This window comes from Rhizobium nepotum 39/7 (assembly GCF_000949865.1).
In the GTDB taxonomy this organism is placed as follows: Bacteria; Pseudomonadota; Alphaproteobacteria; order Rhizobiales; family Rhizobiaceae; genus Agrobacterium; species Agrobacterium nepotum.
Genome location: NZ_JWJH01000010.1, coordinates 132007 through 156618, shown reverse-complemented (window position 1 = coordinate 156618; position 24612 = coordinate 132007). Strand labels below are relative to the sequence as shown.

The 24612-nt window shown below is 60.3% G+C and carries 18 protein-coding genes; 5 read left to right on the top strand and 13 right to left on the bottom strand.

Features of this window, described 5'->3' with window-relative positions:
- From RS75_RS12535 to RS75_RS12525, 3 genes are all read left to right on the top strand, one after another.
- On the top strand, window positions 1–988 hold a 988-nt coding region (locus tag RS75_RS12535), incomplete at its 5' end, for an SGNH/GDSL hydrolase family protein (protein WP_045020889.1).
- A gap of 205 nt (window positions 989–1193) precedes the next feature.
- On the top strand, window positions 1194–1868 hold the full coding sequence (locus RS75_RS12530) for a response regulator transcription factor (protein ID WP_045020860.1): 675 nt from the start codon (window positions 1194–1196) through the stop codon (window positions 1866–1868).
- Window positions 1865–3220, top strand: coding sequence for an ATP-binding protein (locus RS75_RS12525; RefSeq protein WP_045020858.1), 1356 nt, complete (start codon window positions 1865–1867; stop codon window positions 3218–3220). The genes RS75_RS12530 and RS75_RS12525 overlap by 4 nt, the downstream gene beginning before the upstream one ends.
- Window positions 3221–3373: 153 nt before the next feature.
- On the opposite strand, the gene RS75_RS12520 is transcribed toward RS75_RS12525, so the two are convergent.
- The 3 genes from RS75_RS12520 to gltB are packed head-to-tail and all read right to left on the bottom strand — an operon-like array spanning window position 3374 to window position 9757.
- Entirely contained in the window at window positions 3374–4828 is a 1455-nt protein-coding gene (locus RS75_RS12520) for a glutamate synthase subunit beta (protein WP_045020856.1), read from the bottom strand.
- A 16-nt stretch (window positions 4829–4844) separates the two neighbouring features.
- The gene (locus RS75_RS26895) at window positions 4845–5003 is read right to left on the bottom strand and encodes a hypothetical protein (RefSeq protein ID WP_167341584.1); all 159 of its coding nucleotides are present in this window, start codon (window positions 5001–5003) and stop codon (window positions 4845–4847) included.
- Between the two features lie 8 nt (window positions 5004–5011).
- Window positions 5012–9757, bottom strand: a complete 4746-nt coding sequence (gene gltB / locus RS75_RS12515) for a glutamate synthase large subunit (RefSeq protein ID WP_045020854.1) — start codon at window positions 9755–9757, stop codon at window positions 5012–5014.
- A gap of 373 nt (window positions 9758–10130) precedes the next feature.
- Here gltB and RS75_RS12510 point away from each other — a divergent pair, with 373 nt between their 5' ends.
- A complete protein-coding gene (locus RS75_RS12510) occupies window positions 10131–11183 on the top strand; it encodes a threonine aldolase family protein (RefSeq protein WP_045020852.1) in 1053 nt (350 codons plus the stop codon).
- Window positions 11184–11219: 36 nt separating this feature from the next.
- Here RS75_RS12510 and RS75_RS12505 read toward each other — a convergent pair whose 3' ends face one another.
- From RS75_RS12505 to RS75_RS12470, 9 genes are all read right to left on the bottom strand, one after another.
- Entirely contained in the window at window positions 11220–11909 is a 690-nt protein-coding gene (locus tag RS75_RS12505; protein WP_045020849.1) for a response regulator transcription factor, read from the bottom strand.
- A 60-nt stretch (window positions 11910–11969) separates the two neighbouring features.
- Entirely contained in the window at window positions 11970–14672 is a 2703-nt protein-coding gene (locus RS75_RS12500; protein ID WP_045020887.1) for a sensor histidine kinase, read from the bottom strand.
- A gap of 62 nt (window positions 14673–14734) precedes the next feature.
- Window positions 14735–15301, bottom strand: coding sequence for a potassium-transporting ATPase subunit KdpC (kdpC, locus tag RS75_RS12495; protein ID WP_045020848.1), 567 nt, complete (start codon window positions 15299–15301; stop codon window positions 14735–14737).
- Window positions 15302–15313: 12 nt separating this feature from the next.
- Entirely contained in the window at window positions 15314–17398 is a 2085-nt protein-coding gene (gene kdpB, locus RS75_RS12490) for a potassium-transporting ATPase subunit KdpB (protein ID WP_045020847.1), read from the bottom strand.
- Window positions 17399–17442: 44 nt separating this feature from the next.
- Window positions 17443–17607, bottom strand: coding sequence for a hypothetical protein (locus RS75_RS26890; RefSeq protein WP_167341583.1), 165 nt, complete (start codon window positions 17605–17607; stop codon window positions 17443–17445).
- Window positions 17608–17616: 9 nt separating this feature from the next.
- Complete coding sequence (kdpA, locus tag RS75_RS12485) at window positions 17617–19320, bottom strand: potassium-transporting ATPase subunit KdpA (protein WP_045020846.1); 1704 nt, start codon at window positions 19318–19320, stop codon at window positions 17617–17619.
- A gap of 84 nt (window positions 19321–19404) precedes the next feature.
- Window positions 19405–19494, bottom strand: coding sequence for a K(+)-transporting ATPase subunit F (gene kdpF, locus RS75_RS12480; RefSeq protein ID WP_006313429.1), 90 nt, complete (start codon window positions 19492–19494; stop codon window positions 19405–19407).
- Window positions 19495–19813: 319 nt separating this feature from the next.
- Window positions 19814–20767 carry an asparaginase gene (locus tag RS75_RS12475; RefSeq protein ID WP_045020845.1) on the bottom strand — a complete coding sequence of 318 codons (954 nt, stop codon included), beginning with the start codon at window positions 20765–20767 and terminating at the stop codon, window positions 19814–19816.
- Entirely contained in the window at window positions 20764–22224 is a 1461-nt protein-coding gene (locus RS75_RS12470) for an amino acid permease (RefSeq protein ID WP_045020844.1), read from the bottom strand. Before RS75_RS12470 ends, RS75_RS12475 begins: the two co-directional genes overlap by 4 nt.
- Before the next feature lie 283 nt (window positions 22225–22507).
- Here RS75_RS12470 and RS75_RS12465 point away from each other — a divergent pair, with 283 nt between their 5' ends.
- Window positions 22508–23926, top strand: coding sequence for an aspartate ammonia-lyase (locus tag RS75_RS12465; RefSeq protein ID WP_045020843.1), 1419 nt, complete (start codon window positions 22508–22510; stop codon window positions 23924–23926).
- Here the strand turns inward: RS75_RS12465 and RS75_RS12460 are convergent.
- Window positions 23895–24611 (bottom strand): FadR/GntR family transcriptional regulator, encoded by a 717-nt coding sequence (locus RS75_RS12460; protein WP_045020842.1) that lies wholly within the window; start codon window positions 24609–24611, stop codon window positions 23895–23897. The genes RS75_RS12465 and RS75_RS12460 overlap by 32 nt on opposite strands.
- Window position 24612 lies beyond the last annotated feature (1 nt).

The following is a 24612-nucleotide window of genomic DNA, read 5'->3' as shown; positions in this document are numbered from 1 at the left end:
CCCCCAACCCGCCCGAAAGACGCCTTCGGTGGTTCAGATGCGAACCGAAAAGCCGGAGCCGGCCGCCAAGCTTGAAAATGCAAGACGTGTTCTGGTCATCGGTGATTTTCTGGCTGGCGGCATGGGGGAAGAACTGGTCAACGCCTTTGCAAGCTCGCCGGCAATTGCCGTCGATGTGCGTGCGAACGGTTCCTCCGGTCTGGTCCGCACGGATTATTACGACTGGTTCGCCAACCTGCCGAAATTCATAACCGAGACCAATCCCGCCACCATCGTCATCATGATGGGATCGAACGATCGCCAGCAGATGCAGATCGGCGATATCAGGGAAAAATTCGGTACCGACGTCTGGTTCAAGGAATATGAGCGGCGGATTGATGAACTGCTGACCCTTGCCGGCCGGCCCAAGGTGCCGCTGCTGTGGGTTGGCCTTCCCGCCTTTCAGTCGTCCTCGCTCACAGCCGATCTCGTCGGTTTCAACCGGCTTTATCGCAGCCATGTCGAAAAATACGGCGGCGAATTCGTCGATGTCTGGGACGGCTTCGTCGATGAGGCCGGAAAATTCGTCATCACCGGCTACGACATGAACGGCCAGCAGGCCCGCCTGCGCGAAGCCGATGGCGTCGGTATGACAAGCGCCGGCAAACGCAAGCTCGCCTTTTACGTCGAAAAATTCGTGCGCAGGCACCTCGACAGCGCCGGGCCGGACCTCGTGAAACTGGACGGCAGCAATTTGCCGGCGCTCACGTCCCTGCCGGCCCTCGGCATCGATGCGGGACAGGTGCGCACGCAGCCGATCAGCCTGACCGATCCGGACCTCGATGGCGGTGACAAGCTGCTTGGCGACGCCTCTGCCGGACCGGCACGCGTCTCGGTGGTGGAATCGCCACGCGAACGGCTGACCAAACGGGGCGAGATGGCAGACGCCCCGGCGGGCCGTATCGATGATTATCGCGTGGTTCCGGATACCGCTCCGGCCAGACAATAGGCGCTTTTCTCTCCGCGTGACGACCGCCCGAACGGGCGTAATGTTCAGGCAATCCGGCAGTGGCAGGGTAGGTATAGCTTCGCAGGAATGTGGGGCGGCTAATTACCTCCTCCTGCCCGGCCTTCCCTGCAGGGTGATATTTATTTAACGCCCAGCGTTCCTTCCCGCCTGGAAGGTGCACGCCAGACATTGCCGAGACGAGTTCATGCGCCTGCTGCTTGTTGAAGACGAACGCGAAATGGCAGCAGCCCTGTCCGCCGCTCTCCACCGCTTCGATATCATCGTAGACAATGTCGGCACGCTTGATCTCGCGCGACACGCGATCATGGACGGTGTCCACGATCTCGTCGTGCTCGACCGGCAATTGCCGGACGGCGACGGCATCCGGCTCATACAGGATTTGCGCCTGCTGCCAGTCACCCCGCCCGTCATCGTGTTGACGGCGCAAGGCACGCTTGCGGATCGGGTGAATGGGCTGAACCTCGGCGCGGACGATTATCTGGCCAAGCCGTTCGCCGTCGAAGAGCTTCTCGCCCGCATCCGCGCCCTGTTGCGCCGGCCGGTCGGGGCCGTGACGATGACGGCGAAACTGGGCAAGCTGGAATTTTGCTTCGAAACCCGCGAAGTGCGCATCAGAGGTGAATTTCTCGCCCTGACCAGACGCGAACTGCTTATTCTCGAAGCCCTGTTGCGGCGGCAAGGCAGAACGGTGCTGCGCGCGCTGCTTGAGGATGCCGTCTACAACTTCGACGACGAAATCCAGTCCAATGCGCTCGATTCCCATATTTCCCGTTTGCGCCGCAAATTGCTGGCAGTGGATGCGGGTGTCGAGGTCCACGGTATTCGCGGTGTTGGCTATCTTTTGAGGGCGACAGCATGAAGCTGGCGCAAAGGAAATCGCTGAAGCGCCGGCTGACGCTGCAAATGCTGGCGTTTCAAATCGGTAGCCTCTTCATACTCAGCGTATCCCTGGTCAGCTATATTCTTCCCAAGGGTGCTGAAAGCGCCATGCTTGACCCGCAATCCGCCCAGATCGTAGCAAGCGCCCTCGAGAGAGACGAAAACGGTCATATAAGCCTGAAGGTGACAGAGGAGCTAGCCGCACTGCGCGACAAAACACCTGATTTCTGGTTCGTCGCGATCAGTGAAAAAGGCGAGATCATAGAAGATGGCCGTGTGCCTGAAGCATTTCTCAACATGGACCAACAGTTGAGTGACGTCAAAGTCTCCGACCTTCGCGATGCACCGCTCTCCTATTCCTATCTCGCAAATCTGCGCATGATCGTTGTCAGACGTGCGTCAGGGCCCGCAGGCGAATTTGCCATGGTGGGCCGCGGCGGCCTCTACAGCATGACCATTCCGGTACTCATATTCTCGAATCTACTGATGTTGCCCGTTTTTCTGTTGATGTCGGTCGTCACGATCATCGCCATTTCCTGGATCATTCGCAGAGAGTTCAAGCCGTTGTCCAATATCGTACGGCAGGCGGAGACGATCGATATCGACAAGCGAGGCAACCGGCTGCCGGAAACCAACATACCGAGAGAGGTGACGCCTCTCGTGCAGGCCGTCAACGGCGCGTTGAGACGTCTTGACGATGGATACGAGCGCCACAAAAGATTTATCCTCGATGCCGCTCATGAGTTGCGCACACCGGTCGCCATTTTGCAGACCCGGATAGAAGCGCTTGTCCATGGACCGGAGCGCGCACGTATTTTGGCCGACGCCGCCCGTATTGCCCTGCTGGCTGAACAATTGCTCGATTTGCAGCGATTGAGCGGACAAAAACTGTCTCTGGTGCCACTCGATCTTGTCAGGCTGTGCAGAGCAGTGGTCGCGGATATAGCGCCACTCGCGATCTCGCAGGGCTATGCGCTGGCGTTCGAAGCGGACGAGGAACCGATCCTCGCCCTTGCGGATGAGGCCTCCTTACAACGCGCCATCATGAATATCGTGCAAAATGCCATCGAGCACGGTGGCAATCGCGGAACGATCACCCTTAGGGTGGCGTGTAACCGCGTGATCGAAATATCCGATGAAGGGAACGGAATTCCGCAAGAAGACCGGGAAGCCGTGTTCGACGCCTTCCACCGGCTGAGGCCGAAGGATCGCGGCACCGGGCTCGGTCTCAACCTCGTGCAGGAAATCGTCCGGTACCATGGCGGCGAGATATCCATCAGCGATTCTTCCACTGGCGGTGCGTCTTTCCGCATCAGCCTTCCCTATTGCTGAAACGCGGCACGGGAGGAATCCGATAGGCACCGCCTATGAACCGAAGACAGTCCTGCGGTTTTCGCAGCTGTTTCCTGTCAAACAGAAGGCCTGTGGCAAAACACAACAGGCCTTTCTGTTTTCGTTACGACGGCTTGCGCCGCATGAGCTCGCTCAGCGCGGCAGGAGGGTTGCGCCCATCAGCTCTTCGTCGATCGCACGCGCCGCCTGACGGCCTTCGCGGATCGCCCAGACCACCAGCGACTGACCACGACGAACGTCGCCCGCCGCCCACAGCTTATCGACCGAGGTCTTGTAGTCCGTTTCGTTGGCGATCACGTTAGTGGAACCGCGACGATCGGTGTTAAGCGACAGCTTGCCATCCATTTCCTTCAGCACGCTGTCGGTGAAAGGACCGGAGAAGCCGATGGCGATGAAGGCGAGATCGGCTTTGATGATGAACTCCGTGCCAGCGATAGGCTTGCGCCGGTCGTCCACCTGACAGCACTTCACACCTGTCAAAACGCCATCTTCGCCGACGAATTCGAGCGTAGCGACCTGGAATTCACGAACAGCGCCTTCGGCCTGCGAGGAAGACGTGCGCATCTTCGTCGCCCAAAAGGGCCATACGGCGAGCTTGTCTTCCTTTTCCGGCGGCATCGGGCGGATGTCGAGCTGGGTGACTTTCACCGCGCCCTGACGAAATGCCGTACCGACGCAGTCGGAAGCCGTATCACCACCGCCAACGACGACGACATGCTTGCCGCCAGCGAGGATCGGATCGGCCGGCCAGCCGATGCTGTCGATATTTTCGCGGCCGACGCGGCGGTTCTGCTGCACGAGGTAGGGCATGGCGTCGTAAACGCCATTAAAATCAGCACCACCGATACCGGCTGGGCGCGGGGTTTCCGAACCGCCGCAATAAAGAACGGCATCGTGATCGGCCAGAAGCGCTTCGACCGTCACATCCACACCGACATTGACGCCGCAATGGAAGGTGACGCCTTCGCCCTTGATCTGTTCGACACGGCGATCGATGAAGTTCTTCTCCATCTTGAAATCCGGAATGCCGTAACGCAGCAACCCGCCGGGCTTCGATTCACGCTCGTAGACATGCACTTCATGGCCGGCGCGGCCAAGCTGCTGTGCTGCCGCCATGCCCGAAGGGCCGGAACCGATGATGGCAACCTTTTTGCCGGTATGGATCGTCGCCGGCTTCGGCACGATGAAGCCCAGCTCATAGGCCTTGTCGGCAATCGCCTGTTCGACCGTCTTGATGGCGACCGGTGCATCCTCGAGGTTCAGCGTGCACGCTTCCTCGCAGGGCGCGGGACAGACGCGTCCGGTGAATTCCGGGAAGTTGTTGGTGGAGTGCAGATTGCCGATCGCCTCTTCCCAATTGTTGTTATAGACCAGATCGTTCCAGTCGGGGATCTGGTTGTGCACGGGACAGCCCGTCGGGCCATGACAATAGGGAATGCCGCAATCCATGCAGCGTGCCGCCTGCTTCTGCACCTCGGCATCCGACATCGGAATGGTGAATTCGCGGAAATGGCGGATACGATCCGATGCGGGCTGATACTTGCCCACCTGCCGGTCGATCTCAAGAAAACCTGTTACCTTGCCCACGGTATATGTCCTCACATCAAAGCGGAGCGCCTGTCGGGCCCCAGTACCAGGTGGCGAAACCGAAAGCCGCCCCCAATACGATGAATTCAAATCCGGTCTCGCCGCTTGTCCAATAGATCGCCGTGGGAACGGCGACCGCGATCGTCAGCGAGACCAGTTGGTGTAGTGTTCTCACGCGGCGGATTACTCCGCCGCCACGCCCAGACGCATGCGCTCCATTTCCTCAAGCGCACGGCGGTATTCAACCGGCATGACCTTGCGGAACTTCGGACGGAATTCGCTCCAGCGATCGAGTATATCCTTGGCACGCGCCGAATTCGTGTAGTGGAAGTGGTTGGAAATCAGCTGGTAGAGACGCTCCTCGTCGTGGCGCGTCATGTCTTCGGAGACGTCCACACGTCCCTTGTGCATGAGGTCGCCACCGTGATGGTGCAGCTTTTCCAGCATGTCGTCCTCTTCCGGAACCGGCTCCAGCTCGACCATGGCCATGTTGCACCGGGTCGCGAAATCACCCTTCTCATCCAGAACATAAGCAACGCCGCCGGACATGCCGGCCGCGAAGTTACGGCCCGTCTCGCCCAGAACGACGACGATACCGCCCGTCATATATTCGCAGCCATGGTCGCCGACACCCTCGACGACAGCCAGCGCGCCGGAGTTGCGCACCGCGAAACGCTCACCCGCCACACCGCGGAAATAGCACTCGCCGGTGATCGCGCCGTAAAGAACGGTGTTGCCGACGATGATGGAGTTTTCCGCAATGATGCGGGTGTTTTCCGGCGGGCGCACGATGATGCGGCCACCTGAGAGACCCTTGCCGACATAGTCGTTGCCGTCACCCACCAGATCGAAGGTGATGCCACGGGCCAGGAACGCGCCGAAGGACTGACCCGCCGTGCCGCGCAGCGTCACGTGGATCGTATCGTCCTTCAGCCCCTTATGGCCCCAGCGCTTGGCGAGTGCACCTGATAGCATGGCGCCTGCGGAACGGTCGACGTTCTTGATCGGTACTTCGAAGACAACCGGCTCGCGGTTCTCCAGCGACGGCAGCGACTTTTCAATCAGCTTGCGGTCGAGAATATCGTCGATCGGGTGCTTCTGGCGCTCGGTCCAGAAGGTTGCTTCCTTCGGAGCCTCGACCTTGTGGAAGATGCGGCTGAAATCCAGACCCTTGGCCTTCCAGTGCGCCAGCATCTCATCCTTTTCGAGCAGTTCGGAAGCGCCGATGATCTCGTCCAGCCTGGTAACGCCAAGCGAAGCGAGGATCTCGCGCACTTCTTCGGCCACGAAGAAGAAGTAGTTGATGACGTGTTCCGGCGTGCCCTTGAAGCGCTTGCGCAGAACCGGGTCCTGCGTTGCGACGCCGACGGGGCAGGTATTGAGGTGGCATTTGCGCATCATGATGCAGCCGGCCGCAATCAGCGGCGCGGTGGCGAAGCCGAATTCATCCGCACCGAGCAGCGCGCCGACGATGACGTCGCGGCCGGTTTTCAGACCGCCATCCACCTGCAGCGCGATACGCGAACGAAGACCGTTCAGCACCAGCGTCTGCTGGGTTTCGGCAAGGCCGATTTCCCAGGGCGAACCGGCATGCTTGAGCGAAGTCAGCGGCGAGGCACCTGTGCCGCCGTCGAAACCAGCAATGGTGATATGGTCGGCGCGCGCCTTGGCGACACCCGCCGCAACCGTGCCCACGCCCACTTCCGACACCAGCTTCACCGAAACATCGGCTTCCGGGTTGACGTTCTTCAGGTCGTAGATCAGCTGCGCCAGATCTTCGATGGAATAGATATCGTGGTGCGGCGGCGGCGAGATGAGGCCGACGCCCGGCGTCGAGTGACGGGTTTTGGCAACCGTCGCATCCACCTTGTGGCCGGGCAATTGTCCGCCTTCGCCGGGCTTGGCACCCTGCGCCACCTTGATCTGCAACATATCGGCGTTGACGAGATATTCCGTCGTCACACCGAAGCGGCCGGATGCGATCTGCTTGATGGCAGAACGCTCGGGGTTCGGTTTGCCGTTCAGAAGCGGCATATAGCGGTCGGATTCTTCGCCGCCTTCGCCGGTGTTGGACTTGCCGCCGATGCGGTTCATGGCGACGGCGAGCGTGGTATGCGCCTCGCGGCTGATTGAGCCGAAAGACATGGCACCCGTCGAGAAGCGCTTGACGATATCGACCGCCGGCTCGACGTCATCGATGGTAACCGGCTTGCGGCCAAGCGCTTCCGCCGACTTGACCTTGAACAGACCGCGAATGGTGTTCATCCGCAGCGCCGTCTCATTCACCATGCTCGCGAATTCGCGGTAGCGTTCCTTGCTGTTGCCGCGAACGGCATGTTGCAGCGAGGCGATGGCATCCGGCGTCCAGGCGTGGCTTTCGCCGCGCATGCGATAGGCGTATTCACCGCCGATATCGAGCGTATTGGCAAGGATCGGATCCTTGCCGAAAGCCGCCGTGTGACGCGTTACGGTTTCTTCGGCGATTTCCGTCAGGCCGACGCCTTCGATAGAGGTAGCCGTGCCGAAGAAGTACTTCTCGACGAATTCCGAGGACAGGCCGATGGCGTCGAAAATCTGCGCGCCGCAATAGGACTGATAGGTGGAAATGCCCATCTTGGACATGACCTTGAGGATGCCCTTGCCGACCGCCTTGATGTAGCGATAGACGACTTCGTCATCGGACACTTCCTTCGGGAACGCGCCGTGCTTGTGCATGTCGAGCAGCGTGTCAAAGGCGAGATAGGGGTTGATCGCCTCCGCACCATAACCGGCGAGCAGACAGAAATGGTGGATTTCGCGCGGTTCTCCGGTTTCCACGACGAGACCGACCGAGGTGCGCAGACCCTTGCGGATCAGGTGATGGTGCACTGCGGCGGTCGCCAGAAGTGCCGGGATCGCGATGCGGTCCGGGCCGAGCTGACGGTCGGAAAGAACGATGATGTTGTAACCGCCGCGAACGGCGGATTCAGCCCGCTCGCACAGACGCTCGAGCATGTCCGGCATGCCTTCGGCGCCGCGCTCCACATCATAGGTGAAGTCGAGGGTCTTGGTGTCGAAGCGGTCTTCCGTGTGGCCGATGGAGCGGATCTTTTCCAGATCGCCATTGGTCAGGATCGGCTGGCGCACTTCCAGTCGCTTGGCGCGGGCCGCACCTTCGTGGTCGAGAAGGTTCGGGCGTGGACCGATGAACGAAACGAGGCTCATCACCAGTTCTTCGCGGATCGGGTCGATCGGCGGGTTGGTGACCTGCGCGAAGTTCTGCTTGAAATAGGTATAAAGCAGCTTGGATTTGTCCGACATGGCCGAAATCGGCGTATCGGTACCCATCGAGCCGATGGCTTCCTGACCCGTCGTCGCCATCGGCGACATCAGGAGCTTTGTATCTTCGCTGGTGTAACCGAAGGCCTGCTGACGGTCGAGCAGCGACACGTCGCGACGCAGCGCCCGTGGCTCCACCGGCTTCAGGTCTTCGAGAATGAGCTGGGTGCGGTTAAGCCAGGTGCGGTAGGGATGCTTGGCGGCAAGTTCGTGCTTCACATCCTCGTCGGAAATGATCGCGCCCTTTTCCATGTCGATCAGCAGCATTTTGCCCGGCTGCAAACGCCACTTCTTGATGATGCGCTCCTCCGGCACCGGCAGCGTGCCGGCCTCCGACGCCATGATGACGCGATCGTCGTCGGTGACGAGATAACGCGCCGGGCGCAGACCGTTACGGTCGAGGGTCGCACCAATCTGCTTGCCATCGGTGAAGGCGACAGCGGCGGGACCGTCCCACGGCTCCATCAGCGCGGCATGATATTCGTAGAACGCCTTGCGTTCCGCCGACATGGACAGGTTGCCCGACCAGGCTTCCGGGATCAGCATCATCACGGCATGCGCCATGGAATAACCGCCGCGCACGAGGAATTCGAGCGCATTGTCGAAACAGGCGGTATCCGACTGGCCCTCATAGGAAATCGGCCAGAGCTTGGAGATATCGTCACCGAACAGCACCGACGAAACGGAGGCCTGACGTGCAGCCATCCAGTTGACGTTGCCGCGCAACGTGTTGATCTCGCCATTGTGGGCAACCATACGGTAGGGATGCGCCAGCTTCCACGACGGGAAGGTGTTGGTGGAGAAACGCTGATGCACCAGCGCAACCGCGGATTCGAAACGCGGGTCCGCCAGATCCTTGTAATAAGCGCCGACCTGATAGGCGAGGAACATGCCCTTGTAGACGATGGTCGAGGAGGAGAGCGAGACAGGATAGAAATCCTGCGCTTCCTTGCCGCCACCCTCGTCATAGATGCGGTTGGAGATGACCTTGCGGATCAGGAACAGTTTACGCTCGAAATCGGCATTGGTGGCGGCATCGCGGCCGGCACCGATGAAGACCTGAACGTGATGCGGTTCTGTCCCGGCAATGTCCGGAGCCCTGGAGAGCGAGGAATTGTCGACCGGCACGTCGCGGAAGCCGAGGAACTGCTGTCCCTCCTCACCGATCAGATCGATGATGACCTGCTTGTAGTGCTCGATACGGGCAGGATCGCGCGGCATGAAGATGTGACCGACGGCATATTCGCCAGCCTTCGGCAGCGTAACGCCCTGCGCCGCCATTTCCTCACGGAAGAAACGGTCGGGGATCTGCACGAGAATGCCGGCGCCATCGCCCATCAGCGGATCGGCACCGACCGCACCGCGATGCGTCAGGTTTTCGAGAATGAACAGGCCATCCTTGACGATCTGGTGTGACTTGACGCCCTTCATATGGGCGACAAAGCCGACACCACAGGCATCGTGCTCATTGCGCGGATCGTAAAGACCCTGCTTTTCCGGCAAGCCGCCCGCGAAACGCCCCTTCGCAGAAACGGGTGCGGCCACAGCCGCGGTGGGACAGTCTGTGGTCTGGGTTGCGGCGGCGATCTCTGCCTGCGGCTTGTGCGTCATTTTTGTCCCTCCTGCAAAATTACTTGCATGGTTTCATGCGAAGATCCGGCTCGACACGAATTTTCGCTCCCGAAAAATCCGCATACAAACCGGTTCGATCAAATTTAGGACAGCAAAGCTGTCTCAATTCGCAAGAATTTTGGCAGAAACCAGTGGATTTAGCAAGGGTGCGAATCCAATTAGTGGGGCCGCCGATTTGCCGCGAAATTTCGATACTGACCTATTATGCGAAACTTTCTTGTCGCAAAGCGATCCGACCCTTTGCTTTCATTGCCGGATTTGCCAATCGCCAAGTTAGGTCCTAGAACTTTGCCGCAGATCGTCCCCGTGCATTCGCAAACTAAAAACCCCAGCCATCGGAAAGCCTCCAGAGATGTTTTTTGCTTCAGACAATTGGGCTGGCGCCCACCCTGCCATCAACGAACGGCTTTCGCGGGAATCCACCCGGTTTGCCGCCGCTTACGGCAGCAGCGCACTCGATCTTTCCATCGAAGCCCGCTTTAACGAGATATTCGAACGCGAAGTGGCGGTGTTCTTCGTCGCAACGGGTACGGCGGCCAATTCGCTTTCGCTGGCAAGTATCGCCCGCCCCGGCGGCCTGACCTTCTGTCACTCCGAAGCCCATGTGATCGAGGATGAATGCGGCGCGCCGGATTTCTTCAGCGGCATGCGCATGGTCGCCGTGGAGGGACCGAACGGCAAGATGCTGCCGGAAAACCTGATCGAACGTATTGCGCGCTACCCCCAGGATGCCGTTCACCACGGGCGCGCAGCAGCCATCACCATGACGCAGGCAACCGAAGCCGGAACGGTCTATACGCTCGATGAAATCGACGCGATTGCCAAGATCGCCAGGGAGAACGGCCTGCCGCTGCACATGGACGGCGCGCGTTTTGCCAATGCGCTTGCCGCACTCGGCGCGACGCCCGCCGAAATGACCTGGAAACGCGGTGTCGACGTCCTGTCTTTCGGCGGCACGAAAAACGGCTGCTGGTGCGCAGAAGCGATCGTGTTTTTCGATCCTGCGCTCGCCAAAGACTTCGCCTTCCTGCGCAAGCGTACCGCCCAGCTTTTTTCGAAGTCGCGCTTCATCGCCGCGCAATTCGAAGCCTATTTGCAGGACGATCTCTGGATGGGTCTCGCAAATCACGCCAATGCCATGGCCACCCGGCTGCGTGCCGGTTTCGCCTCGCTCAACAGCGCGCGCTTAGCGTGGCCGACCACGGCGAACGAGGTTTTCGCCATTCTGCCGAAGGCCGCAGCTGAAGCGGCAACTGCAAAAGGCGCGAAGTTCTACGATTGGCTGGTGCCGCGTGATATGCCCGAAAAGGTCGGCAAGGACGAGGTGCTGATCCGTATGGTCACCAGCTTTGCGACGACAGAAGCCGATGTGGACGAATTCCTGTCGATCTGCGCCGCCGTCTGACGAAACCTCTGAGGGCGTCGTATTAAAACGACGCCCTCAAACGTCCTGCAACCGGTAACCGACACCGGTTTCCGTCAGGATGTAGCGCGGTTGATCCGGGGTCTTCTCGATCTTCTGGCGAAGCTGGCGCACGTAGACCCGCAAATATTGCACGTCGGTCAGTTCATCCCACGCATGCTCCAGCAGGAAACGGTGCGTCAGCACCTTGCCCGCATGCTGCACCAGAACCCTGAGGATGTCATATTCCTTGGGCGAAAGTTTTACCTCCCTGTCCTCCACCTTGACGATGCGCCTGACGAGATCGACCGACAGGTCGCCGGTCTGGAACACCGGCCTTTCGCCTTGGCTTTGAAGGCGATGGCGCAGGGCGACGCGGATGCGGGCGACGAGTTCGTTCATGCCGAAAGGCTTGGTGATATAATCGTCGGCCCCCAGCTCCAGTGCCTTGACGATGCCCGCTTCGTCCGTTCGGCTGGAAAGGATGATGACCGGCAGGGCCAGCCCCTCCCCCCGCCATTTCGCCAGAAGATCATGGCCCGACATATCCGGCAGGCCGAGATCGAGAACCGCGAGATCGGGCTTGTCCTCGTTCATCAGTTCCATCGCGACCCTGGCATTCATCGCCTCGCTGACCGCATATCCTTGAGTCGACAAACCTACCCGCAAAAGCTTGCGGATCGGCGGTTCGTCGTCAACGATCAGAATGCGAACGGCGGAACTGGTCATTCCCGATCTCCTTCAGCGGCATGGCGAAACGCGTGAACGGTTGTCGTCTGGAATCGCGCCCTAATCATGATCTAGCACAGGCGCCTCGGCGGGAACCGGCAAGCTTATGGTAAATTGCGCGCCTGAGCGATCCGGCCTGTTTTCCGCCCGGATCGACCCGCCCATGGCCTCAACGAACCCCTTGCAGATGGACAGCCCGAGACCTGTCCCGGCCTGCACATGATCCGTCTTGCGCACCCGGTAGAAACTGTCGAAAACCCGCTGCGTATCGTCGGGGGGAATGCCCGGCCCCTCATCCGCAACGGACAGGAAGACATGCCCGCCCAGCAGCCGCCCGCGAATGTCAATTGCGGTATGTTCGGGCGCGTATTTGGCTGCATTGTCGATGAGATTGAACAGCACCTGTTCGAAAAGCACCGGATCGACCTTCAGCATCGGCAGGTCGGAGGGAATATCCAGAGCGATCTCGTGCCTCACAATGATTTTTGCCGCGCGTGAGAGTGCTGTCCCGATCATATCGCCAACGAAATGCAACCCGTAATTCGGCTCCATCGCACCCGAACCGATCCTCGTCATGTCGAGCAGGTTGGAGATGAAGCGATTCAGCCGTTCGGATTCCTCGACGATGGTTGAAAGCAGCTCGTTGCGTGCATCGGAAGGGATGTCGTCGGCAAAATCCTTGAGCGTTCCTGCGGAGCCGAGAATAGCGGCGAGCGGCGTCTTGAGATCATGGGATATGGAGGTCAAAAGCGCCGTGCGCAACCTATCGGTTTCTGCCGCCAGCTTCGCCCGGTCGACATCCGAGACGAGCTGGATGCGCTCGATCGCGAGTGCCGCCTGATCGGACAGCGCATCGAACATACGCTGCTGTTCCGGCGTGAGAAGCGGGCCGAGCCGGTCGTCGTCCAGCCCCACGACACCGACAGCACCGCTGCCGGTGCGCAGCGGCAGATAAAGACGTTTGGCGCCAGGAAGAGTGTCCGCGCCCCGGCCCGCGGCCTTGTCGTGTTCCCAGGCCCATTGGGCAGCCGCAATATCCGCATCCACCAGCGTATCATCCGGGGGATAACCTGCCTTGACCGCTATCGTATTGTTTTCCGGCAGCAGCAGGACGACCCGGACATTCAGCATCGAAGCCATCTGGAAAGCGGTTGCCCACAACACGTCGTCCAACGTGCCGGTGCCAGCCAGCTTTTTGGAAAAAAGATACAGGTCCTCGGTAATTCGCGCCCTTGCCCGCGCAGACGCCGCCTGCCGCTGCACGGCGACCGTCAGATTGGAGGCAACCAACGCCACGCCGAAATAAAACAGCAGGGCAACGACACTATCCGGCGCGCTTACCGTCAGCGTGTAGCGCGGCTCCAGAAAGAAGAAGTTGAACGCGACAGCGCCGAGCACCGAGGCATACAGCGCCGGTCCCAACCCACCGCGCACGGCGGCGGCCAGAACCGCCATCAGGAAGACGAGCGCCAGATTTTGAACGTCGAGCGTCTGATCGAGCACGATGCCGGCCACGATCGCCAGTCCGACGAACAGGGTGCTGTTGAGATAAGCCCGCAGAGACTGGCGTGACGGCGGCGACGCAAGCCTCGCGCTCTGCGCCGGCTTTTCCTCGCTCTTGTCACCGGAAATGACATGCACGCTGATATCGCCGGCGTGGTCGATCAGATCATGCGTCAAAGAACGCTGCAAAATCCGCTGCCACCACGATTTTCTTGGACGGCCGATAATGATGTGGGTGAAATTGTTGGCATTGGCATAGGAGATGATTTCGCGCGTCAGGTCGAGCGCCGGCAAGGTCACGGTCTCGCCGCCGAGCTGCTGGGCAAGCCGCATGGTGCTGGCCAGCCGGTCCTTCTCCGCTTCCGACAATTGCTGCGAGCGGGGCGTGTCCAGATGCAGCGCCGTCCATGGCGCGCGCAGGCGATCCGCCTGCCTTCGGGCATAACGCACCAGACCGGGACCGTTGCCGCCGTGGTCGAGACAGACCAGCACCCTGTCTCCTGCGGCCCATGGGCCGGAAATGGCGTGCGACTGCATGTGGTTGAGCAATTGCTCATCGACCCGCTGGGCGGTGCGCCGCAGCGCAAGCTCACGCAAGGCCGTCAGATTGCCGCGCGAAAAATAGTTCTCGATGGCGCGCCGCGCGGTGCGGGGCATATAGACCTTGCCGTCCTGCAGGCGCTTTATCAGATCGTCGGGGGTAATATCGATGATTTCGACATCGTCGGCGCGGTCGATGATGCTGTCCGGCACCGTTTCGCGCACGCGGATACGGGTGATCTGCGCCACCACATCATTGAGGCTTTCGACATGCTGGATGTTCAGCGTCGTATAGACATCGATGCCCTGCGCCAGAATTTCCTGAACATCCATATAGCGCTTGGGGTGGCGGCTGCCGGCGGCATTGGTGTGTGCGAGTTCATCGACCAGAACCAGAGACGGACGGCGAGCGAGAATGGCGTCGAGGTCCATCTCTTCCAGCACCTGACCGCGATAATCGATGCGCCTGCGCGCAATGATTTCGAAGCCCTGCACCAGCATTTCGGTTTCCTTGCGGCCATGCGTTTCCACGACACCGATAATGGTGTCGACGCCATCCGCAAGCTTTGCCCGGCCGGACATCAGCATTTCATAGGTCTTGCCGACACCAGGCGCTGCGCCCAGAAAAATCTTCAGCCGGCCGCGCGCTTCGCGCCGGGCGTTTTCCAGCAGCGCATCCGGCGACGGTCTGCTCGGCATATCGCGATTATCGTCAGGCATGGAACCGATCACCAGTCGTCAGGGCTATGGCGCTTCTTAAAAAACGCCATAGCCATTTCAGTTTACGAGCCGGCCGCGTCAAGGGCCATGTTGAGCGCCAGCACGTTTACGACGGGTTCGCCCATGAAACCGAGTTCCGGTCCCTCGACGTGGGCGTCAACGATGGCGCGCAGCGACGCCTCATCAATGCCCCTTGCCCTGGCGACGCGCGACACCTGAAAATAGGCGGCCTGCGGCGAAACATGCGGGTCAAGACCGCTGCCGGACGCCGTCACCAGATCGGCCGGAACCTCGGCTACGGGATTTTCGGCCTTTGCAGCCTCGTAGTCCTGCTTGACCCGGTCGATGAGCTTGGCGCTCGTCGGTCCGAGATTGGAGCCGGAAGACGAAGCGGCATTATAGCCGTCACCGGCGGCGGAAGGCCTGCCATGGAAATACTTTTCGCCGGTGAAGGACTGCCCGATCAATTGCGACCCGATAACGGTGCCGCCCTTCTCGATGAGGCTGCCATTTGCCTGAAAGGGAAAGATCGCCTGCGCGAGGCCCGTCATGCCCAGAGGATAGGCAAGGCCGGTGATGACGGTGGTGGCGAGGATCAAGACCAGTGCCGGACGTAGCTGTTTCAACATTTTCTTTACTCCTCAGACGAGACCGAGCGCCGTGATGGCAAGGTCGATGGCCTTGATGCCGATGAAGGGCACGATGATGCCGCCGAAACCATAGATGACCAGATTGCGCGACAGCAGCGCCCCGGCGCCGATCGGGCGATATTTGACGCCCTTCAGCGACAGCGGGATGAGTGCGACGATGATGAGCGCGTTGAAGATGATGGCGGAGAGGATCGCGCTTTGCGGCGTCGAAAGGCCCATGACATTCAGCACGCCGAGTTGCGGATAGAGGGTCAGAAACATCGCCGGGATGATGGCGAAATATTTGGCGATGTCGTTGGCGATGGAGAATGTGGTCAGCGCGCCGCGGGTCATCAGCAATTGCTTGCCGATTTCGACGATCTCGATGAGTTTGGTCGGGTCGCTGTCGAGATCGATCATATTACCGGCTTCACGCGCCGCGACGGTGCCGGTGTTCATGGCAACGCCGACATCCGCCTGCGCCAGCGCCGGAGCGTCGTTCGTGCCATCGCCGCACATGGCGACGAGTTTGCCCTTGGCCTGTTCCTCGCGGATGAGGTCCAGCTTGTTTTCCGGCGTCGCCTGGGCGAGGAAATCGTCCACACCGGCCTCGGCCGCAATGGCGGCAGCCGTCATCGGATTGTCGCCGGTGATCATCACCGTGCGAATGCCCATGCGGCGAAGTTCCGCGAAGCGCTCGCGAATGCCGCCCTTGACGATGTCTTTCAGCTGCACGACGCCGAGCAGCTTTCCGTCCCGCACCACGGCGAGCGGTGTGCCGCCAGTCTTGGCGATCTCTTCCGCAATCGTGCGGATGTCGCGCGTGGCATCCGTTTCGTTTTTAACGGCAAGCGCCGCATTACCGTGTTGCGCAACGCCGCCATCGACATAGGAAAGAACCGCATCGACAGCGCCTTTGCGAATGGAGGCGCCTTCGAAATCCACCCCGCTCATGCGGGTCTGGGCAGTGAAGGGCACGAAAGTGGCGTGCAGTTTCTGCATGTCGCGGGCGCGGATACCGTATTTTTCCTTCGCAAGAACGACGATGGAACGGCCTTCCGGTGTTTCGTCGGCAAGCGATGCAAGCTGCGCCGCATCGGCCAGATCCTGTTCGGACACGCCGGTGACGGGGCGGAATTCGGTTGCCTGCCGGTTGCCGAGCGTGATGGTGCCGGTCTTGTCGAGCAGAAGCGTATCGACGTCACCGGCAGCTTCCACGGCGCGGCCCGACATGGCAAGCACGTTGAAGCGCACGAGCCTGTCCATGCCGGCAATACCGATGGCCGACAGAAGAGCACCGATCGTCGTCGGGATAAGCGTCACGAAAAGCGCCACCAGCACGATGATTGGGATCGAGCCACCGGCATAGGCCGCGAAACTCGGAATGGTCGCGGTGGCCAGAACGAAGATCAGCGTCATGCCCGCGAGCAGAATGTTGAGCGCGATCTCGTTCGGCGTCTTCTGGCGTTCAGCGCCTTCGACGAGCGAAATCATCCGGTCGAGGAAGGTGGAGCCGGCAGCAGCGGTAATGCGAACCCTTATCCAGTCCGACAGAACCTGCGTACCGCCGGTGACGGCCGAGCGGTCACCGCCGGATTCGCGGATGACGGGGGCGGATTCGCCGGTTATCGCCGCCTCGTTGACGGAGGCAACACCTTCGATGACTTCACCGTCGGAGGGAATGATATCTCCGGCCTCGACCAGAACGACATCGTTCACCTTCAGGCTGGTGCCTGCCACCATCTTATACTGGCTGCGATCATCGCCGGTCAAAAGTTTCGCCTGGGTTTCCGTGCGGGCTTTGCGCAGCGAATCCGCCTGCGCCTTGCCGCGCCCTTCGGCGACGGCCTCGGCGAAATTGGCAAACAGCACGGTGAACCATAACCAGAGATTGATCTGGAAGGAAAAGCCGAGGCCGGCGCTGCCGGCAATGATATCCCGAATGAACAGTACGGTCGTCAGCACCGATACTGTCGCCACGACGAACATGACCGGATTGCGCGCAAGGGTGCGCGGATTGAGCTTTTTGAATGCGTCGGCAATGGCCGGCACGAGAATGCGAGAATCGAGGATGCTCGCTTGTTTGGACTGGCTCATGAAGAGGCTCCAGTGTTTGAAACAGGGCGACCGATGAGGGTCGATCAGCCCGTGAGAACTTCGAGAGCGCAGACGGCGGCGAACAGAGCCGCCATCATCGCAAGAATGAGATTGGATGCGCACCAGCCGCCGGGACCGGCGCTCCTGTTGACAGGAGCACCAGTGCGGACAGAAAGGGTGCGGTTGCGTCGGGGATTGTCTCTGGTCATGGCGCCACCTCAGAAAACCTGACCCGCAGCCATCACCAGATGTTCCACGACCGGACCGAGCGCCAGAGCCGGCAGAAAGGTAAGACCGCCGACGATGAGGATCGTGCCGACGAGCAGACCGACAAAGAGCGGACCATCCGTTGGGAAGGTGCCGGCCGATGCCGGAACCGTCTTCTTGGCAACCAGCGAGCCGGCAATCGCCAGTGCGGGAATGATGACCAGAAAACGCCCCATCAACATGGCAAGGCCAAGGGTGATGTTGTACCAGGGGGTATTGCCCGTAAGCCCGCCGAAGGCTGAACCGTTATTGGCGGCCGCCGACGTATAGGCATAGAGGATCTCGGAAAACCCGTGCGGTCCGGCCGTGCCGACCGACGCGACCGCCGAGGGCAGAATGGTGGCCGTGGCGGTGAAGGCAAGCATGGCGAGCGGCAGGCAGAGAATGGCCAGAACCGCCATCTTCATTTCCTTGGCTTCGATCTTCTTGCCGAGATATTCCGGTGTGCGCCCGACCATCAGCCCCGCCACGAAGATGGCGATGATGATGAACAGGAGAATACCGTAGAAACCCGCACCGACGCCGCCGACGATCACCTCGCCCAGCTGCATGTTGATGAGCGGAATGAGACCGCCGAGCGCCGTGAAGCTGCCATGCATGGCGTTGACCGCGCCGCAGGATGCAGCGGTGGTGATGACCGCAAAGAGCGACGAGAGCGCCACGCCGAAACGAGCCTCCTTGCCTTCCATGTTACCGCCGGCAAGACCGAAGCTGTGCATCAGCGGATTTCCGGCCGCTTCCGCCCAATAGGTGACCGCAACGCCGGCGATGAACAGAACGCCCATGGCGGCAAGGATCGCCCAGCCCTGACGGGCATTGCCGACCATGCGACCAAAAACGTTGGTGAAGGCAGCACCGATCGCGAAGATCGACACCATCTGGATCAGGTTGGAAATGGCATCAGGATTTTCGAACGGATGCGCGGAATTGGCGTTGAAGAAGCCGCCACCATTGGTGCCGAGCATCTTGATCGCCAACTGCGATGCGACGGGGCCGACAGCAATCGTCTGTCGCGCGCCTTCCAATGTCTGCGCCGACACATAAGCGCCCAGCGTCTGCGGCACGCCGAGCCATACATAAACCAGGGTCAGCACGATGCAGATGGGCAAGAGCACGTAGAGCGTCGCGCGGACCATATCCACCCAGAAATTGCCGATGGCCTTGCCGGAGGCGCGCGCGAAGGCGCGGATAAGCCCGATGGCGATCGCAATGCCGGTCGCGGCGGAAACGAAGTTCTGCACGGTGAAACCGGCCATCTGGGTCAGATAGGACATGGTGCTTTCGCCGCCATAATTCTGCCAGTTGGTGTTGGTGACGAAGCTGACTGCCGTGTTGAAGGACAGTTCCGGCCCGACTGCCGCCATTCCTTGCGGATTATACGGCAGCGCGCCCTGAAAACGCATCAGGGCATAAAGCAGGGCAAAACCGAAGAGGTTGAAGAGGAGCATGGAAACCGCATAGGTCGTCCAGTGCTGCTCTTCGCGTTCGCTTGTCCCGGCAAGGGCATAAAGGCCGCGCTCGACGGGGACGAGAACCGGCGAAAGCAGGGTGCGTTCGCCACTAAAGACACGCGCCATATAGAAGCCAAGCGGCTTCACCAGCGCGACAACGATCCCGCAGAAAAGCAGGACCTGAAACCATCCATTGAGGGTCATGGTATTGAACTTTCAATAAAGCATCGGACCGAAAAGTGTCATGCGGTTTTCGGAAAATCCGATGCTCAAACGGCCGCTTCCCGATCAGAAGCGTTCGGGGCGAATGAGAGCATATGTGAGATAGGCGGCGACAAAGACGGTGACAGCACCGCTCAAAACATAGTCGAATATCATCGCAGCCTCCCCCTAAAGCCGGTCACAGGCACGCGTATAGGCAAAGCAGAGTGCGAAAAACACCATGGCCGCGCCGATCAGAATAATGTCCATCATCGATGGGGACTCCCTTTTGAACCGAGGAGCCGGACAGGAAGAAAAGCGCCGTCATGTGGGACGTCGCTTTTCACTCTTTCTGGCTTAAGAAGGGAACACCATCCCTTCTCGCACAGAAGAATGCACCCGAACCGCATAAAGGTTCGAGACGGGCGAAGATGGAATAAAATAGGAATCCTATAGGAATTTCGATGCCCGCCAGCACGGGCACCGCTGCCGCTGCTTAATGAGAATGCGGCTCGCCGAACGCGGAAAGGATGGTTTCCGCCGGGCTGTTGTTGGCCAAAAGCGCCGCCAGCAGAATGCGGGCCTGTCCCGGCCGAAGCGTGGATGAATGAACGCCGCCCGCCGCGACAAGATCGTAACCGCCGCCGCCACCGCCATAACTCGCCACCAGCAGACCTTCCGGCACCCTGCTGGAAACGACGACGGGAACGCCGCGCTCAGCACAGCGCTTCACGGCCACGGCAATGCCCGGATTGGCGTTGCCGGAGCCAAGTGCCGCAAGCACGATGCCATCAGCACCGGCCTGCAGGCTCGCCGCGATATGCGTAGCGTCGCAGCCGGGATAAATCGCAACAATATCGATCCTCAGATCGGCGACAGGAGCGACAAGATTCAGCGCTGCGGCACGAGCCACCGGCCGTGCGGAGCGGAAGGCATCCGCCTCGTCCGCGCTTAGCTTGTAAAGACCCCATGCCGGCAGACAGCGACCACCGAAGGACAGGAGCACGCCTTTTGCGGCATTCTCCCGATCAAGCGCGGTTTCTATGGCCTTCGCCAGATTGGCCGGCCCATCCGCATCCGGATGGTCCGCTGTAAACTGCGCGCCGGTGAAGACAACTGGCTTCGTAATGACGTGCTGCAAATGCACGAGCAGCGAGGATTCTTCCATGGCGTCGGTTCCATGCAGAACGATGACGCCCGCCACAGCTGGATCGTTGAGCTCCACGCCCACCGCATCGCTGATGCGCTGCATGTCGGCCAATGTCAGGCTAGACGAATCCTTCGCCATCAGATCGACCGGTTTCAGCCGGGCGGTGACCTGCGGAACCAAGGACAGCAGGTCCTCGCCTGAAAGGCTGGGTGTGCTGACGCCATCGACGCCGCGCCTGCTGGCGATGGTACCACCGGTGGCGATGACCGCCACCAGTGGAGCTTTATCCTGCCCGCTCAACGCGACGCTCCCGCGCCCGCCACGCGCTCGTCCGCCAGACGGTGGATACGGTCACGCAGCAGGTACCAGCCGATGACCAGCGCCGGGATGATGATCAGCAATGAAGCGATGGTCCACGAGCCGACGGGATAGTCAAACGCCATCAGCACCAACACGCCGAACAGGAAAACAAGCGTGAGGATGCCGGTGTAAGGCGCACCGAACATGCGGAAATCCGGGCGAACCAGTTCGCCACGGCGGGAAAGATGCCACAGTTTAAGCTGGCAGAGCACGATGACCGCCCAAGCGCAGATGATGCCGAGCGCCGAGAGATTAAGTGCGATCTCGAAGGCAGCAGCCGGCACGACGGCGTTCAGCGCCACGCCGAGAACGGTGACGGCGGCCGTCACCGCAATACCGCCATAGGGCACGCCGGCCTTGTTCATCTTCGCAAGCGCCGCCGGGGCCGATCCGGAGACCGCCATGGAGTGGAGAATACGGCCAGTGGAATAAAGACCGGCATTGAGCGAGGACAACACGGCAGTCAGAACGACGAGATTCATAATCACATCCGCCCCCTGAACGCCGATGGAACCGAAAAAGGTGACGAAGGGGCTCTCGCCCGCCTTGTAGGCGGTATAGGGCAGAAGCAGGGTGAACAACAGCACCGAGCCGACATAAAAGACCACGAGACGCAGGACCACGGCGCGGATGGCGCGGGGCATGACCTTGCGCGGATCTTCGGTTTCCCCAGCCGCCGTGCCGATCAGTTCGATCGAGGCATAAGCGAACACCACGCCCTGAATGATGACAAAGGCGGGAAGAATACCGTTCGGGAAGAAGCCGCCATTGTCGGTGATGATGCTGAAGCCGGTAACATGGCCTTCGATGGGCGTGCCGAAGATGACGAAATAAACGCCGACGACGAGGAAAACGGCAAGCGCCAGCACCTTGATCAGGCTGAACCAGAATTCAAGCTCGCCAAACACCTTCACCGAAAGCATATTCATCGCCAGCACGACCAGAAGTGCGGTCAGTGCGAACACCCACTGGTCGATACCGGCCAGCCAGGGAACATAATTCTTGAAGAAATTCATGTAGAGCGCAACGGCGGTCACGTCCGCCACCGAAGTCATCGCCCAGTTCAGCCAGTACATCCAGCCGGCAGCGAAAGCCATTTTTTCGCCGTAGAACTCGCGGGCATAGGAAACGAAAGAGCCGGAACTCGGACGATGCATGATAAGCTCGCCGAGCGCGCGCAGAACGAGAAACGCGAAAAATCCGCAAAGCGCATAAACAAACACCAGCGCAGGACCCGCCTGCGCCAGCCGGCCACCGGCGCCGAGGAACAGCCCGGTACCGATCGCGCCGCCGATGGCGATCATCTGGATCTGCCGCGGTTTGAGAGCCTTGTGGTAGCCGAGGTCTTCTTCGACGAAGACCTCACGTTCGGCAGACGCCGTTTTCACAGATTTCATTGATATTTCTCCTCCCAATGAATTTGCTTTGCAGTCGGCGCAACGCCGAAAATCAAAATAGGAACTGGCACGGTCCTCGCTGGAAATGTGGCCGGCATGCCCATGCACGCTGTAAAGCTGCATGACAGATTTTCGCTTCTCATAATCGCAGAGAAAGCTGTTCGTCAAGGGGATGTGATCATTATTGACCTCCGCACAAGGAGTGACTAAGGTCAGAAAATCTGTAAGACAGCTTTACAGATTTAGATAAAGCTTTGAGCCATTGGAGGAAAAAGTGGGCGTGATGCGCAGGGAGCAGGATTTGCTCGGAACGAAAGAAATTCCGGCAGATGTTTATTGGGGCGTACATACCGCGCGTGCGGTGGAAAACTTTCAGATCACGGGCGTGACCATCGGCCATAACCCCTATCTCATCAGGGGATTGGCCTATGTGAAGGAAGCTGCGGCCCTCGCAAATCACGAGCTGGGACTGCTCGACCGCGAGCGCATGGAGGCAATCGTCAAGGCATGCCGGGAAATCCGCGCCGGTGCGCTTCATGAGCAATTCGTGGTGGATGAGATCCAGGGTGGAGCCGGCACCTCCACCAACATGAATGCCAACGAGGTCATCGCCAACCGCGCGCTTGAACTACTTGGCCACCAAAAGGGCGACTATGCCCACCTTCACCCGAACGACCATGTCAATCTCAGCCAGTCGACCAACGACGCCTATCCGACGGCGATCAATGTCGGGCTGATCGAGGCGATCGACGATCTCGCGACCTCCATGGGTGTGTTGAAAGACGCCTTCGACCGCAAGGCGCAGGAGTTTTCCGGCTTCATCAAGCTGGGGCGCACACAGTTGCAGGACGCCGTGCCGATGACGCTCGGCCAAGAATTCCGCACTTTCGTGGTGATGCTGGGCGAAGATCAGGCCCGCCTCATCGAATCCGCAGCACTGCTGCACGAGATCAATCTCGGCGCCACCGCCATCGGCACGGGGCTGAATGCGCCGCGCGGTTATGCGGCGCTCGCCTGCCAGCATCTGGCGCGACTGACCGGGCGACCACTGGAGACGGCGGCCGATCTGATTGAAGCGACGCAGGATCCCGGCGCTTTCGTGCATCTGTCCGGCGTGTTGAAACGCGTCGCCGTCAAACTGTCGAAAACCTGCAACGACCTGCGCCTGCTCTCTTCCGGCCCACGCGCCGGCATCGGCGAGATCACCCTGCCATCCGTTCAGGCGGGCTCCAGCATCATGCCGGGCAAGATCAATCCGGTCATTCCCGAAGTGGTCAACCAGGTGGCCTATGCGGTGATCGGCAACGACATCACCATCACCATGGCGGCCGAAGCCGGACAGCTTCAGCTGAACGCCTTCGAGCCGATCATCGTGCGCGCGCTTTCCCAGAGCATCAGCCAGCTGAGCGCGGCCTGCCGGACTTTGGCGGAACGTTGTGTCGATGGCATCGTCGCCAATCCCGCAATCATGGCGCAGCGTGTTGAAGAATCGATCGGGCTGGCAACCGCGCTCAATCCGATCATCGGCTATTACGCGGCGACCGAAGTCGCGAAGGAAGCGCTTGCCAGCGGACGCACCGTGCCGCAGGTGGTTCTGGAGCGCGGATATCTGACGGAGGCGCAACTCCAGCAGGCGCTTAGCCCCCGCCACCTCGCCAATCTGCCTACCCTTATGGCTGGCGAACCCGATCTTCTCCAATGATCGTCGTCACCACCTGCTTCACCTGCCCCAGGTGAAGCTCCATCGCCTCGCGCGCCTCAGGCGCGGAACCCCGCCGGATCGCCTCAACGATCCGGCGGTGCTCTAAATTCGACGCGACGCGACGGCCCGCCATCAGGTTCACCATTTCGGACTGCTGGGAAAGTGCCTCGCGGGCATCGGCGACGACCTTGGCAAACAAAGCGTTTGCCGAGGCTTCCGCGATCGCGCAATGGAATTGGCCGTCCAGCAGCACCCAGGGATGCGGCCTCTCTTCGGCTTCCATCCGGCCGCATAGTTCCAGCAATATCCCCAATTGCGCATCCGTGCGCCGCAGCGCCGCCCACCCGGCCGCCGGCACTTCGATGAAGGGGCGGGCCTCGATCAGATCGCGGGCGGAATAGGCCCCATAACTCAACTCGGATGGTGGCGTTCCCGTCATGACATAGGTGCCGCTTCCGGTGCGGGTCTGGGTCAAACCCAAAGTCTGGAGAGAGCGCAGCGCCTCGCGGACGATCGGCCGGCTGACACCATATCGTACCGCCAGATGAGCCTCCGACGGCAGCCGGGTTCCAACCGCAAGCTGCCCTGAGGTAATCGCCGAACGGATATCATCGAACACAACTTCCGCAGCATTCTTGCGATTGATCGGCTGTGCGTCCGCAAGCCAATCCGACAATCCGCCCATC

What these genes read in the sequence shown, in the direction of transcription:
- RS75_RS12530 (WP_045020860.1), top strand. Translation starts at nt 1,194, where the DNA reads ATGCGCCTGCTGCTTGTTGAAGACGAACGCGAAATGGCAGCAGCCCTG.
- RS75_RS12525 (WP_045020858.1), top strand. Translation starts at nt 1,865, where the DNA reads ATGAAGCTGGCGCAAAGGAAATCGCTGAAGCGCCGGCTGACGCTGCAA.
- gltB (WP_045020854.1), bottom strand. Translation starts at nt 9,757, where the DNA reads ATGACGCACAAGCCGCAGGCAGAGATCGCCGCCGCAACCCAGACCACA.
- RS75_RS12510 (WP_045020852.1), top strand. Translation starts at nt 10,131, where the DNA reads ATGTTTTTTGCTTCAGACAATTGGGCTGGCGCCCACCCTGCCATCAAC.
- RS75_RS12505 (WP_045020849.1), bottom strand. Translation starts at nt 11,909, where the DNA reads ATGACCAGTTCCGCCGTTCGCATTCTGATCGTTGACGACGAACCGCCG.
- RS75_RS12500 (WP_045020887.1), bottom strand. Translation starts at nt 14,672, where the DNA reads ATGCCTGACGATAATCGCGATATGCCGAGCAGACCGTCGCCGGATGCG.
- kdpC (WP_045020848.1), bottom strand. Translation starts at nt 15,301, where the DNA reads ATGTTGAAACAGCTACGTCCGGCACTGGTCTTGATCCTCGCCACCACC.
- kdpB (WP_045020847.1), bottom strand. Translation starts at nt 17,398, where the DNA reads ATGAGCCAGTCCAAACAAGCGAGCATCCTCGATTCTCGCATTCTCGTG.
- RS75_RS26890 (WP_167341583.1), bottom strand. Translation starts at nt 17,607, where the DNA reads ATGACCAGAGACAATCCCCGACGCAACCGCACCCTTTCTGTCCGCACT.
- kdpA (WP_045020846.1), bottom strand. Translation starts at nt 19,320, where the DNA reads ATGACCCTCAATGGATGGTTTCAGGTCCTGCTTTTCTGCGGGATCGTT.
- kdpF (WP_006313429.1), bottom strand. Translation starts at nt 19,494, where the DNA reads ATGATATTCGACTATGTTTTGAGCGGTGCTGTCACCGTCTTTGTCGCC.
- RS75_RS12470 (WP_045020844.1), bottom strand. Translation starts at nt 22,224, where the DNA reads ATGAAATCTGTGAAAACGGCGTCTGCCGAACGTGAGGTCTTCGTCGAA.
- RS75_RS12465 (WP_045020843.1), top strand. Translation starts at nt 22,508, where the DNA reads ATGCGCAGGGAGCAGGATTTGCTCGGAACGAAAGAAATTCCGGCAGAT.
- RS75_RS12460 (WP_045020842.1), bottom strand. Translation starts at nt 24,611, where the DNA reads ATGGGCGGATTGTCGGATTGGCTTGCGGACGCACAGCCGATCAATCGC.